This window comes from Paraburkholderia sp. HP33-1 (genome assembly GCF_021390595.1).
In the GTDB taxonomy this organism is placed as follows: Bacteria; Pseudomonadota; Gammaproteobacteria; order Burkholderiales; family Burkholderiaceae; genus Paraburkholderia.
The window spans coordinates 2,070,098-2,088,024 of sequence record NZ_JAJEJR010000001.1 but is presented as its reverse complement, the minus strand read 5'-3'; the positions used below and the strand labels follow the sequence as shown (position 1 = coordinate 2,088,024).

Genomic DNA, 17,927 nt, shown 5'->3' with positions numbered 1-17,927 from the left:
GGTAGATGCTCAGGGCGTGAGTTTAACCCGCCGGCGCGGCGAACGGACCCTGCCCGAACGGCCGATGGCTAACGCAAAAATCGTATGGCAGCATGATTGAACCGATCGCGGCCTGTGTTTCGCGAGCCACATCAGCAGCGCGATGAAGCAGCCGAACACGACGATGATCCACTTCGCCGGCATTTTCGCGGTGAGCATCATCGCGCCCATCGCGAGATCGGCTGCGGAGCGGATCAGCGGCACATACGCACGCGCGACGAAATGCCCGACGACCGTGCTGATCAGCGCACCGCCTTGCATCGTCCCGACGATTGGCGCGAGCAGCCCGTACGAGATCGCGAAGAAAGTCTGCAGCAGCGTTGTGACCCATGCGGCCGAGCGAATCACGGAACGGTCCCGGCCGAGTCCTGCCCTGGCAACTCCGAGCGTTGTCGCACGAAGCCTCGCGCGTTGCAGCGCCGCCAACAAAAAAGCGGCCGAAGCCGCTTTCTGCACCACCGTTACACGTCGTTGCCGCGGACCGGCCGCGGCGGCGCCCCTCAAGCCGACTGCTGATGCGTGCGGCTGAAGCGCGACAGGATAGGAATCATCTGCGCGTAGACCTTCGGGTTGCCCGCGACGACTTCGCCGACGTGCAGGAAGTCCGAATCGCCCGTGTAGTTGCCGACCAGACCGCCGGCTTCGGTGATCAGCAGGCTGCCCGCCGCGACGTCCCATGCGCTCAGGCCCTGCTCGAAGAAACCGTCCATGCGGCCGGCTGCGACGTAGGCCAGATCGAGCGCGGCAGCACCCGGACGGCGCAGACCCGCGCAGGCTTCGGTCATTTCGGCGAACTGGCGGCCGTACGATTCGAGGCTGTCCTGCGCGCGGAACGGGAAACCGGTGCCGATCAGGCAGTCGGCAAGGCGGTCACGCCTCGCTACGCGGAGGCGGCGATCGTTGAGGAACGCGCCACGGCCGCGCGATGCGGTGAACAGATCGTTGTGGTTCGGATCGTAGACGACGGCCTGCGTGACGACGCCTTTGTGAGCGAGCGCGATCGACACGCAGTAGTACGGGAAGCCGTGGATGAAGTTGGTGGTGCCGTCGAGCGGATCGATGATCCACTGGTATTCGGACTCGTGGTCCGACTTGCCCGACTCTTCGGCGAGGATGGCGTGATCGGGATAGGCGGTCTTCAGCGTTTCGATGATCGCCGCTTCGGACGCTTTGTCGACCTCCGTGACGAAATCGTTGTGCTGCTTCTTGCTGACCTGGATCAGGTCGAGATCGAGCGACGCGCGGTTGATGATCTGAGCTGCGCGGCGCGCGGCCTTCACAGCGATATTGAGCATGGGATGCATAAACTGATCCTTGAGCCGGGGCAGCACGGCTGCTGGCCGGTAAATGAGCGCGAAACCTGCGCCGACGGGCGCCGCAGCGACGCAAACACAGCACGGAACGCCAGCCGGCTATCATGCCGGAGCGCATTCCGTCGACGGAGACGAATTGAATAAGAACAGTGCGGCCGGTTCAGCGCAAGCCTGGGGCGAATGCCGGCGCCGGACGCGAAAAGCGGTATTTTACCTGAGTCCGCGCGTGCCCGCGCATCGGTCTGATTCGGCACCAGCGCCCGTTGGCGCTACCATACGCGTCTTGAGTCACCTGGCCAGCAGAGTTTCATCGTGGATCACACGCACCATTCTTCCGACCCCGCCGTGGCCGATTTGCGCGGCGGCTTTACCTCGACGCGTTTCGTGCTCGTCGAGCCCAGCCATCCGGGCAATGTCGGCGCCGCGGCGCGCGCGCTGAAAACCATGGGTTTTTCGCGGCTCGTGTTGGTGTCCCCGCGCGTGGCGAACGTGCATAGCGATCCCGAAGCAATCGCGATGGCCAGTGGCGCCGACGACGTGCTCGCCTCCGTGCACGTGGTGCCGACGCTCGCCGATGCGCTGACCGGCGTCCACTGGTCGGTCGCGCTGACCGCGCGTCTGCGCGAATACGGACCGCCCCAATGGGCGCCGCGCGCGGCGGCCGCCGCCGCGCACGAAGAGGCGGTACACGGCGAGATCGCGCTGGTGTTCGGCAACGAGCGCACGGGTTTGTCGAACGAGGACGTCGAGCGATGCAGCGCGCTCGCACATATTCCGGCCAATCCCGCCTATAGCTCGCTCAATCTCGCGCAGGCGGTGCAGGTGCTCGCCTACGAGCTACGCACTGCGTATCTCTCTGATGACGAAACGACCGACGGCTCGTCCGCTGGGGGAGCCGGGGCAGCGCAGGCCGAATCCGCCAGTACGCGCGCGCAGATGGCGGCGAGCGACGAGATCGAAAGCATGTTCGCGCATCTGGAAAGCGCACTGGTCGCGCTCGAGTTCCTTGATCCGGCCAATCCGAAGAAGCTCATGTCACGGCTACGTCGGCTCTTCGCGCGCTCAGGCCTGGAGCGCGAGGAGGTCAACATCGTGCGCGGCATCGCCAGGCACATCCTGCTGAAGACGAAGCGGACCGACTGACGGTCCATCGATCAGTCCGTCGCGGCGCATCGCATGCACCGCCTTCATCTGACGACAACCTTGCAGTCGGCGGGGGCTTCCGGCACGTTTCGCGCAATCAACCTACAATCCACGAAACGTTGGAAGCAAAGCTGCCGCGGTGCTAAGCGCGCGGACCCGCTCACGCAGACGGTTTTTTTCCCACAACACGATCCCTGCCATGTTCACGAGACTTCGCGAAGATATCGCCACGATCCGCGAGCGCGATCCCGCTGCCCGCAGTGCATGGGAAGTGCTCACGTGTTATCCGGGGCTGCACGCGCTCGTGCTGCATCGGTTCGCGCATACGTGCTGGCGCGCGAAGCGCCGCTGGCTCGCGCGTTTCGTGTCGCAGATGGCGCGCTTCATGACCGGCATCGAGATCCATCCGGGGGCGACGCTCGGGCGGCGCGTGTTCATCGATCATGGCATGGGCGTCGTGATAGGCGAAACTGCGCAAATCGGTGACGACTGCACGATCTACCAGGGCGTGACGCTTGGCGGCACGTCGCTCACGCGCGGCGCGAAGCGGCATCCGACGCTCGAGCGTGGCGTGATCGTCGGTGCGGGCGCGAAGGTGCTCGGCGGCTTCACGGTCGGTGCGGACGCGAAGATCGGCTCGAACGCGGTCGTGACGAAACCGGTGCCCGCGCGTGGCACGGCGGTTGGCAATCCGGCGCGGATCATCGTGCCGGCGGCGCCGGTCACTGAGGCCGCGAGCGGTGCGAACGCCGGGTCGAACCATGCCACGCGCGACGCGAAGCGCGGCAGCGAAATCAGCGCGTTCTGCGCGTACGGCATCACGCCGAACGCGGACGATCCGGTGTCGCTCGCGATTCACGGTCTGATCGATCATGCGGCTACGCAGGCGCGGCGTATCGATGAAATCGTCGCCGCGCTCGAGCGGCTTGGCTCGAGCCTCGAAGGACTGCAAGGCGCCGATGCGGCGTTGCTCGACTTGCGACGGCTGTCGGCAGCGATCGCGGGGAAGGTGGATGGGGTAGCGGCGGAGCGCTAGGTATCGGCGCTACGGCAGCGCAAAGCGCAAGCCGTACCCAACCCGTCAATCCAGCGGCAATACCCGAAACCCGTCGGCATCGATCTTCAGATAGCCGCCACGGCGCTGGCCGTGATCGAGATCCCAGTCCGGCAGGACCCAGCGCGTGCCACCCGGCTCGCGATGCCGCGCGGGCAGATGCGTGTGCCCATGAATGATCGTCGCCGTCTTCGATGTTTTGAACAGCGCGGCGACACCTTTCGGCGTTACGTCATACCTGATCGCCATCGGCCGCGTGCGACCTTGCTCGCTCTTCGAGCGCATGTTCTCGGCAAGCTTGCGGCGCCAGCGAAACGGCCACGCGAGAAACAGCGTCTGCGCGAGCCGATTGCGCGCGAAGCGTCTGAATAGTTGATAGCCGCGATCCGCGGTGCACAGACCATCGCCATGCGCGAGCGCGATGCGCGTGCCGAACGCGGTGATCACGAACGGATCGGGTAGCCAGATCGCGCCGGCCGCTTTCATGAAGCGCTTGCCCAGCAGGAAGTCGCGATTGCCGTGCATGATGTAGAGCGCGATGCCGCGCTCGGAAAGCGTGTGCAGCAACGCCGCAATACGCGCGACGAACGGCTCGCTCAGCATGTCGTCGCCGACCCAGTACTCGAACAGATCACCGAGGATGAACACCGAATCGGCCACGTCGGCGTTCACGCGGACGAAATGCTCGAACGCGGCGACCGTGCGCGGAATATCCCCGCTCAGATGCAGATCGGAGAGGAAGAAGAATGGGCGCGCGGCGTGCGGGCGTTGGCCCTCGCCCGGCACGCCCGCGGCGACGCTTCGCAGCGGCGTCTCTTGCAGCATTGAAGGTGCCTGATTTCAGTTCAAATGAGTCGACGCCCGCATGAGGCGCGACTCACTCACGGTTTAGCCGACGATGACAGCCTTTTCGATCACGACGTCATCAACCGGCACGTCCTGATGGAAACCCTTCGAGCCGGTCTTGACCTTCTTGATCTTCTCGACGACGTCCATGCCTTCGACGACCTTGCCGAATACCGCGTAGCCCCAGCCTTGCGGCGTCGGCGACGAGTGGTTCAGGAAGTCATTGTCGTTCACGTTGATGAAGAATTGCGCGGTCGCCGAATGCGGGTCGTTGGTACGCGCCATCGCGATCGAGCCGCTCTCGTTCTTCAGACCGTTGTTCGCTTCGTTGGTGATCGGCTCGGCCGTCGGCTTCTGCTTCATGCCGGGTTCGAAGCCGCCGCCCTGGATCATGAAGCCGTCGATTACGCGGTGAAACACCGTGTTGTCATAGTGGCCGGCCTTCACGTAGTTCAGGAAGTTCTCGACCGACTTCGGCGCCTTTTCAGCGTCCAGTTCGAGTTTGATGACGCCGTGGTTCGTATGCAGTTCAACCATGATGGAATCCTTGGATGTTCAGGTGGATAAAAGGCGCGGCGCGTCGTCATGCACTGACGGCAGGCCGCGCCGGGCGTGGGTTGCGCTCCGGGCTGCGGCCGCGCGGGTTCGCTTGCTCGTTCGCTCGCTTGTTCGTTGTTACTTGCTCACCACCGTCGCCGACTGGATCACGATGGCCTTCTGCGGCACGTCGGACATCGGACCGCGCGTGGTGGTGGGCGTGGCTTCGATGCGCTTCACGACGTCCATGCCGCTCGTGACCTTGCCGAACACCGCGTAGCCGTTGCCGTCCGGATTCGGGTAGTCGAGATTTGCATTGTCCACCGTGTTGATGAAGAACTGCGCGGTGGCCGAATTCGGGTCGCTGGTGCGCGCCATCGAGATCGTGCCCGTGGTGTTCTTCAGGCCGCTGCGGCTCTCGAGCGGAATCGGCGCGCGCGTCGGCTTCTCGACGAAGCTCTGCGTATAGCCGCCACCCTGAATCATGAAGCCCGGAATCACGCGATGAAAGATCGTGCCGCTATATTGGCCGGCCTTCACATAGTCGAGGAAATTGGCGACCGTCTTCGGCGCTTTCTCGGGATACAGCTCGACGCGGAAGTCACCCTCCGACGTCTTGAACAGCACGGACGGATGGGCGGCCTGCGTACCGGACTGCGCAAATGCGGGTGCATTTGCGATCAGGGCGGCGCTGCCGAGCGCCAACATCAACCATTTCATGAAAATCCTCGGGGTTGGAGAAAACGTGCGGCGGGGCAACGAGTTCGGCGTTCAGCGCGACGGCGCCATGTACGGCGGCATGGCGAGCGAGCCATTCGGGCCACCGAACTGGAAGCTCGGGCTGTCCGTGATGTCCGACGTGGGGTGCGCGGTGGGCTCGATCGTGGCCGCGGGCTGCGAAGCCGCGGGGGCGGGCGTCGCCGGCGACACCACTTTCTGGATCTCCGCCAGACGCTGCGCGGTCCTCGGGCTCGCCTTGCCGAGGCTCTGCGCGCGACGGTATGCGGCATCGGCGAGGCGCAGATAGAGGTCGCCAAGATTCTCGAATGCCAGGCCGTAGTTCGGATTGACCTGGGTGGCCATCTCCAGCGCGGCGCGCGCTTCGGTCAGGCGACCCTGCCTCGCAAAGAGCGTCGCGAGGTTGTTGTACGGCTCGGGCAATTCGGGATAAAGCTGCGTGAGTTCGGTGAACGCGGCGATCGCCTCGTCGTCGCGATTCAGATGCACGAGCACGTTTGCCCGTTTGAACTTCGCCTGCGCGTCGCGCGGATTCGCGGCGACGCGCGCATCGAGTTGGGTCAGTGCGGCTTGCCAGTTTTGCTGCGCGATGGAGGCGTCGATTTCGGGCGTATTGTCGCGTACGGCGGGGCCTTGCGGCATCACCGCGGCCTTCTGGGCATAGGCGCTCGCGACCGGCACCACGGCAAGCGCGGCAACCACGGTGACGCGCCACGCGAGGGTGCGCGCCGCTTCGAAAGTAACGCCGCCGACAACGCCGCCAAACGCAGTCGCGACGAGGGTCGCAGCGCTGCGCGCGCGGCCGCTGGAGTGTTTCATAGGCTCAGGTCTGGATGTTATACTCCGAGCCATTCTAACAAAAGGTCTGCGCGTTCCGTCGAACCGCCGACTGTCTTTTCGTCACTCGTGGCCGTCTCCGCCCGGTTCGCAGCTTCGTCTGCAGCCTGATCGCCGCACGAGGTGCGCCGGTTTCAGCTGTATGCGATGCACCCGTTGTCCTGTTCGTTTCGCGGGTCGCGGCGCGCATGAAGCACAATGCGGATTCTTTCGGCCCACGCACCGTTCTCTATGGAATCTCTGCGCATCTACAACACGCTCGCGCGTGACAAACAGACTTTCGTGCCGCTGCGCGAAGGTGTCGTGCGGATGTACGTCTGCGGGATGACCGTATACGACTATTGTCACGTCGGTCATGCGCGGGTGATGGTCGTGTTCGACATCGTGCAGCGCTGGTTGCGCACGCTCGGTTACAACGTGACCTACGTGCGCAACATTACCGATATTGACGACAAGATCATCAAGCGCGCAGTCGAGAACGGCGAAACCATCAAATCGCTGACCGATCGTTTCATCGCCGCGTTGCATGAAGATGCGGACGCGCTCGGCATCGAGCGTCCGGACATCGAGCCGCGCGCGACCGACTTCATTCCGCAGATGCTCGGCATGATCGAGACGCTCGAGAAGAACGGCTATGCCTACCAGGCGAGTGACGGCGACGTCAACTACGCGGTGCGCAAATTCGAAGGCTACGGCAAGCTGTCGGGCAAGTCACTCGAAGACCTGCGCGCGGGCGAACGCGTCGCGGCCAACGACGCGAAACAGGATCCGCTCGACTTCGTGCTGTGGAAGAAGGCGAAGCCCGAGGAACCCGCCGATACCGGCTGGGATTCGAAGTACGGGCGCGGTCGTCCCGGCTGGCATATCGAATGCTCGGCGATGGGCTGCACGCTGCTCGGTGAACAGTTCGACATTCACGGCGGCGGCCAGGACCTGCAGTTTCCGCACCACGAAAACGAAATCGCGCAAAGCGAAGCCGCGACCGGACAAACTTTCGTCAATTACTGGATGCACAACGGCTACGTACAGATCGACAATGAGAAGATGTCGAAGTCGTTGAACAATTTTTTTACGATTCGCGAAGTGCTAGCGCAGTACGATGCAGAGGTCGTGCGCTTTTTCATCGCGCGTGCGCACTATCGTTCGCCGCTGAACTACAGCGACGTGCATATCGACGACGCGCGCAATGCACTCGCGCGTTTGTACACGGCGTTGAAGGACGTCGCGCCTGATACCGCCACGCTCGACTGGAACGAAGCGTACGCGCAGCGTTTCCAGGCGGCGATGAACGACGACTTCAACACGCCGGTGGCCGTGTCGGTACTGTTCGAACTGGCCACGGAAGTGAATCGCACGCGCGACCCCGCGCTGGCCCGTCAATTGCGCGCGCTCGGCGCGGTGCTCGGGCTGCTCGGACGCGAACCGCGTGCGTACCTGCAGCAGGCAGCGGGTGCTGCGGCTGAAGGCGCGCTCGAGCCCGCCGCGATCGAAGCGAAGATCGCCGCGCGCATCGCCGCCAAGCAGGCAAAGGACTATGCGGCAGCAGACCGGATCCGGGCTGAATTGCTCGATGCCGGCGTTGCCCTTGAAGACAAACCCGGCGGGTTGACCGAGTGGCGGCGCGTGTGAGCGCCCCTCGTACTTCCCTCTGATCGACTCGCCAGGCAGGAGGCAGGATGGCAACGGCCACGAAGACGCCGGCTAAACGCGCGGCGTCTCAAACCAGTGCGGCAGCCGCAGCGTCGGCTGGCGCGGCTAAGTCGACGCGCGCGTCGACTCGCGCAAGCGGCGGCGCGATAGAGAAAGCGTCGTCGAAGGCGGGCGGGGCGGCGGCGAAAACCGACTCGGCCGCGGCGAAGAAGAGTGCGACCAAACGCTCGCTCAATGGCGGGGGTGGCGTGCTCACTGAAGCTCCGGATGCGCCAGCTGCGAAGCGCGCGAAAACGGCGTCGCGTGCCAAGGCCAATGGCGCATTGCCGGCCAAACTCGCGGCTGAGCTCGCCGGCGAAGTGCAGGAACTCGCACGCGATACGAACACAGGCGAAGTCGTGCGCAAGACGCGCGTGTCGGCCGCTTCGGCGAGTACGGCCAGTGCGAGCGGCGAAGCGGCCGGTGTCACATCGCTCGCGAACGAAGTCGCGGTGCCCGTACAGATCGGCGGTCTTGCGCCCGAGGTCACGCGTCCCGCGTATTGGGACAAGGCATGCGCGGATCTCGTCAAGCGCGATCGCATTCTGAAGAAGCTGATTCCGAAGTTCGGCCCCGTGCATCTGTTGAGCCGTGGCGATCCGTTCGTCACGCTTGCGCGCTCGGTGGTTGGCCAGCAGATTTCCGTCGCGGCCGCGCAGGCGGTTTGGGGGAGGGTGGAGGCCGCGTGCCCGAAGCTCGTGCCACAGCAGTTCATCAAGCTCGGCCTCGAGAAGCTGACCGCGTGTGGTTTGTCCAAGCGCAAGGCCGAATACGTGCTCGATCTCGCGCAGCATTTCGTCTCGGGTGCGTTGCACGTCGGCAAATGGACGTCGATGGACGATGAGGCTGTGATCGCCGAACTCACGCAGATTCGCGGCATCGGCCGCTGGACTGCGGAGATGTTCCTGATCTTCAACCTGTCGCGTCCCGACGTGCTGCCGCTCGACGACCTCGGCCTGATCCGCGCGATCAGCGTCAATTATTTCAGCGGCGAACCCGTCACGCGTAGCGAAGCGCGCGAGGTTGCCGCGAACTGGGAGCCGTGGCGTACTGTCGCGACCTGGTATATGTGGCGTAGTCTCGATCCATTGCCGGTCGACTACTGAAGAAGAACAGGAAACGAGGCCGTTTCAAAGACTATCGCGTACGTGATGTCGATAGTTGAGAAATGGTTTTGACATCGGCGCGCGCGGTTAGAATACGCGCTGCCCGGTAAGTCCAAGGATTACAACCAATGAAGACCACGTTTCTGGATTTCGAGCAGCCGATCGCTGAACTCGAAGCGAAGATCGAAGAATTGCGCTTCGTGCAGGACGATTCGGCCGTCGATATTTCGGAAGAGATCGAGCGGCTGTCCAAAAAGAGCCAGCAGCTCACCAAAGATCTGTACGCGAACCTCACGCCGTGGCAGGTATCGCAAATCGCCCGTCACCCGCAGCGTCCGTACACGTTCGACTACGTGAGCGAGCTGTTCACCGACTTCCATGAACTGCATGGCGACCGCAACTTCGCGGACGATCTGTCGATCGTCGGCGGTCTCGCGCGATTCAACGGTCAGGCGTGCATGGTGATCGGCCATCAGAAGGGCCGCGATACCAAGGAGCGCGCGCTGCGCAACTTCGGTATGCCGCGTCCTGAAGGCTATCGCAAGGCCGAGCGTCTGATGCGCCTCGCCGAGAAATTCGGCCTGCCGATCTTCACGTTCATCGACACGCCGGGCGCTTACCCCGGCATCGGTGCGGAAGAGCGCGGCCAGTCCGAAGCGATCGGCCGCAATCTGTACGTGATGGCCGAGCTGAAGACGCCGCTGATCGCGACGATCATCGGTGAAGGCGGCTCGGGCGGTGCGCTCGCGATCGCGGTCGCCGACAGCGTGCTGATGCTGCAGTTCTCGACCTATTCGGTGATTTCGCCGGAAGGCTGCGCGTCGATCCTGTGGAAGAGCGCCGCGAAGGCGCCGGAAGCGGCCGAAGCGCTCGGCTTGACCGCGCATCGTCTGAAGGCGCTTGGTCTGATCGACAAGATCGTCAACGAGCCGCTCGGCGGCGCGCATCGCGATCCGAAGGGCATGGCCGCCATGCTGCGCCGCGCGCTCGCCGATTCGCTGCGCCAGTTCCAGGGCATGAGCACCAACGACCTGCGCGAACGCCGTTTCGAACGGCTGATGGCGTACGGCAAATTCAAGGAAACGACGCCGGGCGCATAAGCCCGCGCGCGTTAGCCTGTCTCATTCGTCCACCGGCGCTTCCCGCGCTAACGACGTGACCACTACAGCCGACTCATCCGCCGAGCGCCTCGTAATCGATGCGCTCGGCGAGGCGCTGTCCGGGCTCGATCCGGACGTCCGTATCGCCCTCGCGTTCAGCGGTGGCGTCGATTCGAGCGTGTTGCTCGATGCGGCCGTGCGTGTCGCGGGTGCCTCGCGTTGTATTGCGCTGCATGTGCATCACGGTTTGAGTCCGCATGCCGACGCATGGCTCGCGCATTGCGAGGCATTCGCGCGCGAGCGTGGCGTCGAGTTCGACGCGCGACGTGTCGACGTATCGCGCGCGCCGGGTGTGAGCATCGAAGCCGCGGCGCGCGACGCGCGTTATCGCGCGCTCGACGCGATGTGTGAAACGCACGGCATTCATACGCTATGGCTCGCGCAGCATGCGGACGATCAGGCCGAGACCGTGCTGCTGCAACTGCTGCGCGGCGCGGGGCTCCCGGGTCTCGCGGCGATGGCGCCTGGTTCGCTGCGCGCGGGTGCTTCCACGACACGCGTGCGGCCGCTGTTGCATCTGCTGCGCGCGCAACTCGAACACTACGCCAGCGTGCGCAAGCTGCGCTGGATCGACGACGAGTCGAACGCGGACATGCGTTACGCGCGCAATGCATTGCGTCATCAGGTGATGCCGGCGCTCGCGGTGCATTTCCCCGGTTTTCGCGATGCGCTCGCGCGCACGGCCGCGCATGCGGCATCGGCACAGCGCTTGCTCGATACGCTCGCGCGCGCCGACATGGAGAGCGCGTCGCGCGACGAAGGACGCGCGCTTGCACACGATGCGCTGCTCGCACTCGACGACGATCGCGCGTTGAATCTGCTGCGCTACTGGATGCGCGCGCTTGGCTTCGTCGCGGCATCGAGCGCGCGTGTCGCGGATGCGCTGCGGCAGTTGCGTGAAGTTGGCGCTGGGCAGGACGGGCATCGTTTGCGCATCGATCATGCGGGGCATGCGTTGCGCAGCTATCGCGGCCTCGTCTACTGGGAAGCGGGCGAGAGCGGCGAGCCCGCCGACGAAACCGCGCTGGTCGAGCGCGAGATCAGCGAGCTCGTGTGGCGGGGGCAGGAGGTCTGGTATTTGCCGCAGTGGCGCGGCACGTTTGTGTTCGCGATGGTGGACGCAACCACTGCTTTCGACGTTGCCGAGGCATCCCGCGAAGCGTCCGACACCATTCCCGTCAGCGTCCTGCAACGAGCATCTCTGAGCGCGCGAGCGCGCGGCGGCGGCGAACGCATGCGCGTTGGCACGTCGAACGCGCCGAGCCGCACGCTGAAGAACCTGTTTCAGGAGCGCGGCATTCCCGCATGGAAGCGCGACGTGCCGCTGCTTTATATCGGCGACAAACTGCTGTTCGTGCCGCTGATCGGTGTGAATCGCGCGGCTGCGCGCGATACATCCCAGCACGGCGAAGCGCGCGTGAAAATCGCCTGGCGCGAGGATCTGTTGATCGCCTGACGGGCCGGGCGGATAGTCGCGTAACCCGTGCGCGCAAATGTCGAAATCGTGAAATAGGACGCAAATCAGCGATAAAACAGGCCATTGCAGGCCCGATTTGACGCATTTGGACGCTCGTTGCGCCTTGTCTTTTTGCGCTCAATCAGGTATTTTAGCTTGTTTGCCCGACCCGATTTCGCCGTCGCTTTTGTCGCTATCGGTCGGTAGTGCCGGCTGGCGAGCGTGATCCGTCGTCGCCGTTCAGTTCCGATCAGCCATTTGCGATCTCATCCCGGGCAAATCCGCGCGTGCTGCACGCGTGCTGCATTTACGCCGCCACACACTTTGCCGCCGTTCACGAGACGTTGCGCCCCTGTGCTTCTGTGCGGTTGTCTCCAGCGCGCCAGCGCGGTTTCTCTTCCAGTTCAGAACGACAATGGCACTCATCGTACATAAATACGGCGGCACCTCGATGGGCTCGGTCGAGCGCATCAAGAACGTCGCCAGGCGCGTCGCGAAATGGCACAAGGCTGGCCACCAGATGGTCGTCGTGCCCTCGGCAATGTCCGGCGAAACCAATCGCCTGCTTGGCCTCGCGAAAGAAATCACGACTCAACCGAGCCCGCGTGAACTCGACATGATCGCCGCCACCGGCGAGCAGGTCAGCTCGGGTCTGCTCGCGATCGCGCTGCAGGAAGCTGGCGTCGACGCGGTCAGCTACGCAGGCTGGCAGGTGCCGGTCAAAACGGATAGCGCGTTCACGAAAGCGCGCATTAGCGACATCGACGGCGAGCGCGTCACGCGCGACCTCGCGGCCGGCAAGGTGGTCGTGATCACCGGCTTTCAGGGTATCGACCCGAACGGCAACATCACGACGCTCGGCCGCGGCGGCTCGGACACGTCGGCGGTCGCGGTCGCGGCCGCGCTGAAGGCCGACGAGTGCCTGATCTACACGGACGTCGACGGTGTGTACACGACGGACCCGCGCGTCGTTGAAGAAGCGCGCCGGCTCGATCGCGTGACGTTCGAAGAAATGCTGGAAATGGCCAGCCTGGGTTCGAAGGTGCTGCAGATCCGCTCGGTGGAATTCGCCGGCAAATATCAGGTGAAGACGCGTGTGCTGTCGAGCCTGACCGATCCGCTGATGCCGCTCGACGAAGAAATGAAGTCGGGCACCCTGATTACTTTTGAAGAAGACGAGACCATGGAAAAAGCAGTCATCTCGGGCATCGCGTTCCAGCGCGACGAAGCTCGTATCGCCGTGATGGGTGTGCCCGACAAGCCGGGCATCGCGTACCAGATTCTCGGCCCGGTGGCGGACGCGAATATCGACGTCGACATGATCATTCAGAACCAGAGCGTCGAGGGCAAGACGGCGTTCACGTTCACGGTCGGCCGCGGCGACTATGCGCGCGCAATGGAGATCCTCACCGGCACGGTGAAGGCGCACGTGCAGGCCGAGCAGGTGCTGGGGGACCCGAAGGTGTCGAAGGTGTCGGTGGTCGGCGTGGGCATGCGCTCGCACGTCGGCATCGCTAGCAAAATGTTCCGCACGCTGTCGGAAGAGGGCATCAACATCCAGATGATCTCGACCTCCGAAATCAAGATTTCGGTGTTGATCGACGAAAAGTACATGGAGCTCGCGGTGCGCGCGCTGCATAAGGCTTTCGAACTCGATCAGGCGTAAATGGCGGGAAAAACGGGGCGATCGAGAGCGCCCCGTTTGTTTTGTGGCGGTTACGTGAACGAATTGCGTCGCGAGGCCCCACGCTGGCACAAAAAATGTTCTTCAGACATTGACCTTCTCGGCCTGGCCCGCTATTATCTTGGCTTCGTCGCACTGACTCCCTGTGCGACAGAAAGTTTGGGAGACGTGGCCGAGAGGTCGAAGGCACTCCCCTGCTAAGGGAGCATCTGGGCCAAAACCTGGATCGAGGGTTCGAATCCCTCCGTCTCCGCCAGCAATGGTGGCGAAACCCCGCAGAGTCTAGGCTCTGCGGGGTTTTTGTTTTTCGGCGGGGAAATGTCCGCTCTATGCGAGCGGCAGTGATATCCTGGGCATTGCCCGACCCGTCTGCGCATGACCACGTTCCGCCTGGATATGCAGGTCTCCTGATCAACGCCGGGAGGCGTAACCGCTGCTGCAAACCCGTGGCAACTTCGCCTCACATCTATCCGTCATGGCTCCATAAAACGCTCGATCCACCGGCATCGTGTCGCTTTACGCATGGTCCGATATGGCCGCAATGCGTTCGCCGGTATGCGTTTTAAGATTAATCAAGCCGTACCACGGGCTAAAACCGCGCACGCCTAGAATGCGTGCCGCAACCCCACCATGCCGACGAACTGCGACGGACCCGACGACGGCGTCGTGTTCTGCGAGTCGCCGACCACCGCGACCGCGTCGGCGATGGTCACGCCGCTGCCCGACGCGATCAGCGACTTGCCGCTTGCGTGCTGATAGGCCTCGAGAGCGTACAACGTGGTGCGCGTCGAGAGGTTGTAGGTCTGTTCGAGCGAGATCTGGTGATAGTGCGCCGGATCGGTGATGCCGTTCGCCCGGCTCGCCTGCGTGAAGCTGTAGCCGCCGCCGAAGGTCACGCTCGGCGTGATCCGGTACGTCGCAATCGCGCCGTACGTGTTGAACACGGCCTTGTCGAAGAAGAGCGAGCCGTGGCCTGGCGCGTATTGCACGTTCGAATAGTTGAGGCCCACCATCAGGTCATGCCACGTATAGCGGCCCGCCGCCGCGAACAGCTGCGCGCTGCGCGCGCTCGCGTAGCCGTTGTTGACCGGCGAGTTGATCGCGAAGCTGCCGAGCGCCGCGCTTGTCGCGATGTCCTTCAGCTTCACGTAGCCAGCCGCGAGCGACACCGGCTGGAAGTCGTAGCGCAAGGCCGCGCTGAACAGGCTGCCGTTCGCGATGCTGCCGGGCACGCCGCCGAGACCGTACTGCGCGCTTGCCTGCAGGCCCGCGATCGTCGGCGATAGGTAGGTCACCGAATTATTGAAGCGCAGCGTCGTGTCGAGGGCGTCGAGATCACCCGGGTGCGCGCCGGTCGCGCCGGTCAGCACGCCGGTCGGCCCGAGTGCACCGACCATATTGAAGTAGGGCGTGTACTGGCGGCCGAGCGTGACGGTGCCGTAGCGGTCGTTCGCGAGACCGACATAGGCCTGGCGGTTGAACAGATAGCCCGCGGTGCTTTGCGCGCCGGTCAGCGAATTGAAGCCGCTCTCCAGCCGGAAGATCGCCTTCGTGCCGCCGCCAAGATCTTCCGCGCCGAGGAAGCCGAACTTGCTCGCCTGCAGGTTGCCCTGGCTCATGTAGAAGTTCGAATGCCCTTTCTGGTTGCTGACATAGGCGAACGCGTTGTCGACGACGCCATACAGCGTGACGCTGCTTTGCGCCGCCGCGCTGGTCGACAACGCGGCGCTTGCAAACGGCAGGCAGCAGAGGACGAACGCGCGGGTGCGCGCGCGCTGGGTGGTTTTCATTGGGATGTCTCCAGACTGAGTGCACGGCCTGATCCCTCAGGCCGGTGAGGTTTGTTGTTCGGTGCCTAGTAGCGGGAGTGGGTGATCTTGTGTCTCAGTGCGTCAGCGCGATGGTCAGGCAGCGCCAGCCGTCCGCGTTGTGATCGGCCACGAGCGTGCTGTTCGTGCAAACGATCGCGCGCGTTTCGTGCATCGGCACAAACACGCGCACTTGCGACTGCGCGTGGAGCATCCATTGCGGACGTTCGAGCGTCACGCGCAACGTGGTGTCGTCGCCCGTCAGCGTGACGTTCCAGCGGCCTTGCTCGCCGTGGCGCCAGGCTTCGGTCTCGCCGTCGTCCTCAATCGAGCCGCCTTGCGCGGTGCCCGCGCCGGCATATGGCATCGCGAGGAACGCGCGCTCGTCGGCGGGACGGCCGAAGTGCTGCTCCGCGACGTTCAGTGGAATCACGCTGCCTTCGCGCAGCAGAAATACCGGACGTTCGAACGGCGCGGGCAGCGTCACGGTCTGGCCGCCGTCGAACGCTTCGCCGCTCCAGTACGACACCCAGCGCGAACCGGCCGGCAGGTACACGTCGCGCGTGCTCAGGCCTGGATCGACCACCGGCGCGACCAGCATCGACGAGCCGAGCATCATGTCGTCGCCATCGACGAGGCAGCGCGGGTCGTGCGGAAACTCCGCGAACAGCGGCCGCAGCACCGGCTCGTACGCGCTATGCGATTGCCACAGCAGCTCGTATAGATAGGGGATCAGGCGATAGCGCAGCTTGATCAGGTCAGCGACATGCCGCGTGACTTCGGGGTGCATCCACGGCTCGTTGACGGTGCCGTCGTCGTTCCACGAGTGAATCGAAAAGCGCGGCAGGAAGATGCCGAACGCGACCCAGCGCGCGAACAGTTCCGGCTCCGGCGCCGGACCCGAGAAGCCACCGATGTCGTGGCCGCTATTCGACACGCCCGACATGGCGAGCCCGAGCCCCATCTTGAGATTGAAGCGCAGCGTTTCCCACGACGTGTAGTTATCGCCAGACCACGTCTGTACGTAGCGATGCATGCCGACGCCGCCCGAGCGTGACACGAGAAACGGGCGTTTGTCGGGCGTGTGCTCGCGCTGCGCGTCGTGCGACGCGCGCATCATTAGCTGGGTCTGCAGTACCTTCGCCTCGTGCGCTGGATAAGGCTTGCCGAAGCCGTGCGCGATCGCATGCGGCGACCAGATCTCGAACTCGTTGTTGTCGTTCCACGTGGCTGCGATGCCGTATCTGAGCAGGGCTTCCTTCACGCGCGATTTCCACCAGTCGATCGTGGCGGGATTCGTGAAGTCGAGATACGCGCCGACTTCGTCCCAGAACTGCACCCATGCGGGGTCGCCGTCGGGCGCTTCGATCAGCAGGCCGGCCTTGGCGATGTCGTCGAACGCCGGGTGGTCCTGCAGCAGACACGGCTTGATGTTCGCGCACAGACGCACGCCGTGATCGAGGTAGCTTTGCACGAAGCCGTCGATGTCTGGAAACTTCTCGTGATTCCAGTTGAACACGTAGCGCTTCGGCCCGATCGACGTATAGCCCGACGACAGATGGAACGAATCGCACAGCACGTCGTGCTCGCGGCAGCGCTCGATGAATTCGCCCATCTGCCGCTGTGCGTCCGGCGCGTCGGTGTAGCTCATCGTCGAGCCCGAATAGCCGAGTCCCCACTTCGGCATCCACGCGGGACGTCCGGTGAGCCACGTGAAGCGGCGCACCGCGTCGAGCGGCGAGCCGGGCGACGCGATGAAGTAGTAGTCGAGATCGCCATGCTCGGCGATGAAGTGCCGGTAGTGGCCGTGATAGTTGTCGAGCTCGCGGCCCATGTCGAAGCGGCAATCGGCCAGCGTGTCGTAGAAGAGGCCAAAGCCCGTCGACGTTTGCGGCTGCCACGTCACGTAGAACGGGATGTGCTTGTACAGCGGGTCCGTGGTGCGCGCGCTGTAGCCCATCGCGTCGATGTTGCGCATCTCATAGCTTTGCTGCGCGCGATCGAGCGAGCCGGCACGCTCGCCGAGGCCCACGTACATTTCGTCGCGGCGCCGCTCCACGTAGTGATACACGCGCGAGTCCCACCAGCCGAAGTTATACGCCTGGGTTTTGCGATCGCTCATCACGCGCCGCCACGTGCCTTCGTGCAGGATGTCCCACGCACATGCACCTCCTTCGAGCGTGACGCTTACGCGCACGCGTGCCGTTTCGATCACAACCTGACCGGCGGCTTCTTTCACCGTGAACGGCGGCGGCGTGAAGCCGCTCATGTCGCGGCGCTCGCGGCCTTCGAGCGGCACGTCGTCCGCGCCGGGCGCAATCGCCCATGTGCGCGGGCCGCGGGTTTCGCCGTCCGGCAGCACGAGCACGCGGATGATGTCTTCGGCGAGCACGAACAGCTCGATGCGGCAATCCGGCTGTGCGGTCAGCACGACCGGGTTGCCCGCGGTGGGGGCGAGCGCGAAGCGCGGCGGATGCTTGAGATTGATCAATGAGCGCATGATGAGTGTTCGAGGGA

14 protein-coding genes, 1 tRNA gene and 1 pseudogene are annotated in these 17,927 nt (G+C 64.1%); 8 read left to right on the top strand and 8 right to left on the bottom strand.

Translation table 11 applies throughout. The features are described 5' to 3' along the window. Positions 1-9 precede the first annotated feature (9 nt). Together L0U81_RS33810 and L0U81_RS09470 are read right to left on the bottom strand one after the other, a co-directional pair. A pseudogene (locus tag L0U81_RS33810) lies at positions 10-204 on the bottom strand (hypothetical protein); the annotation flags it as partial. A 335-nt stretch (positions 205-539) separates the two neighbouring features. Further along, positions 540-1,343 (bottom strand): inositol monophosphatase family protein, encoded by an 804-nt coding sequence (locus L0U81_RS09470; protein ID WP_233802028.1) that lies wholly within the window; start codon positions 1,341-1,343, stop codon positions 540-542. A 321-nt stretch (positions 1,344-1,664) separates the two neighbouring features. Between L0U81_RS09470 and L0U81_RS09465 the strand changes: the two genes are divergently transcribed. Beyond that, on the top strand, positions 1,665-2,495 hold the full coding sequence (locus L0U81_RS09465; RefSeq protein ID WP_233802026.1) for an RNA methyltransferase: 831 nt from the start codon (positions 1,665-1,667) through the stop codon (positions 2,493-2,495). A gap of 199 nt (positions 2,496-2,694) precedes the next feature. Further along, positions 2,695-3,531: a serine O-acetyltransferase gene (cysE, locus tag L0U81_RS09460; protein WP_233802024.1), complete on the top strand. Its 837-nt coding sequence runs from the start codon at positions 2,695-2,697 to the stop codon at positions 3,529-3,531. Between the two features lie 45 nt (positions 3,532-3,576). On the opposite strand, the gene L0U81_RS09455 is transcribed toward cysE, so the two are convergent. The 4 genes from L0U81_RS09455 to L0U81_RS09440 all read right to left on the bottom strand — a co-directional run bounded on the left by L0U81_RS09455 (position 3,577) and on the right by L0U81_RS09440 (position 6,489). Further along, a complete protein-coding gene (locus tag L0U81_RS09455) occupies positions 3,577-4,374 on the bottom strand; it encodes a UDP-2,3-diacylglucosamine diphosphatase (protein ID WP_233802023.1) in 798 nt (265 codons plus the stop codon). Between the two features lie 63 nt (positions 4,375-4,437). Beyond that, a complete protein-coding gene (locus L0U81_RS09450; RefSeq protein WP_008920148.1) occupies positions 4,438-4,932 on the bottom strand; it encodes a peptidylprolyl isomerase in 495 nt (164 codons plus the stop codon). A 138-nt stretch (positions 4,933-5,070) separates the two neighbouring features. Beyond that, entirely contained in the window at positions 5,071-5,652 is a 582-nt protein-coding gene (locus tag L0U81_RS09445) for a peptidylprolyl isomerase (protein ID WP_233802021.1), read from the bottom strand. A 51-nt stretch (positions 5,653-5,703) separates the two neighbouring features. Next, positions 5,704-6,489, bottom strand: a complete 786-nt coding sequence (locus L0U81_RS09440) for a tetratricopeptide repeat protein (RefSeq protein WP_233802019.1) — start codon at positions 6,487-6,489, stop codon at positions 5,704-5,706. A gap of 249 nt (positions 6,490-6,738) precedes the next feature. Between L0U81_RS09440 and cysS the strand changes: the two genes are divergently transcribed. The 6 genes from cysS to L0U81_RS09410 all read left to right on the top strand — a co-directional run bounded on the left by cysS (position 6,739) and on the right by L0U81_RS09410 (position 13,858). After that, complete coding sequence (gene cysS / locus L0U81_RS09435) at positions 6,739-8,136, top strand: cysteine--tRNA ligase (protein WP_233802017.1); 1,398 nt, start codon at positions 6,739-6,741, stop codon at positions 8,134-8,136. Positions 8,137-8,183: 47 nt separating this feature from the next. Further along, the gene (locus L0U81_RS09430) at positions 8,184-9,302 is read left to right on the top strand and encodes a DNA-3-methyladenine glycosylase family protein (RefSeq protein WP_233802015.1); all 1,119 of its coding nucleotides are present in this window, start codon (positions 8,184-8,186) and stop codon (positions 9,300-9,302) included. Positions 9,303-9,430: 128 nt separating this feature from the next. Continuing rightward, positions 9,431-10,402, top strand: coding sequence for an acetyl-CoA carboxylase carboxyltransferase subunit alpha (locus tag L0U81_RS09425; RefSeq protein ID WP_008920143.1), 972 nt, complete (start codon positions 9,431-9,433; stop codon positions 10,400-10,402). Between the two features lie 55 nt (positions 10,403-10,457). Then, the gene (tilS, locus tag L0U81_RS09420) at positions 10,458-11,918 is read left to right on the top strand and encodes a tRNA lysidine(34) synthetase TilS (protein WP_233802013.1); all 1,461 of its coding nucleotides are present in this window, start codon (positions 10,458-10,460) and stop codon (positions 11,916-11,918) included. Between the two features lie 415 nt (positions 11,919-12,333). Further along, on the top strand, positions 12,334-13,584 hold the full coding sequence (locus tag L0U81_RS09415; protein WP_233802011.1) for an aspartate kinase: 1,251 nt from the start codon (positions 12,334-12,336) through the stop codon (positions 13,582-13,584). A gap of 180 nt (positions 13,585-13,764) precedes the next feature. After that, a tRNA-Ser gene (locus L0U81_RS09410) sits at positions 13,765-13,858 on the top strand. 349 nt (positions 13,859-14,207) lie between these two features. Here the strand turns inward: L0U81_RS09410 and L0U81_RS09405 are convergent. Continuing rightward, positions 14,208-15,392, bottom strand: a complete 1,185-nt coding sequence (locus L0U81_RS09405) for a porin (RefSeq protein ID WP_233802009.1) — start codon at positions 15,390-15,392, stop codon at positions 14,208-14,210. A gap of 94 nt (positions 15,393-15,486) precedes the next feature. Then, on the bottom strand, positions 15,487-17,910 hold the full coding sequence (locus L0U81_RS09400) for a glycoside hydrolase family 31 protein (RefSeq protein WP_233802007.1): 2,424 nt from the start codon (positions 17,908-17,910) through the stop codon (positions 15,487-15,489). Positions 17,911-17,927: the final 17 nt, after the last annotated feature.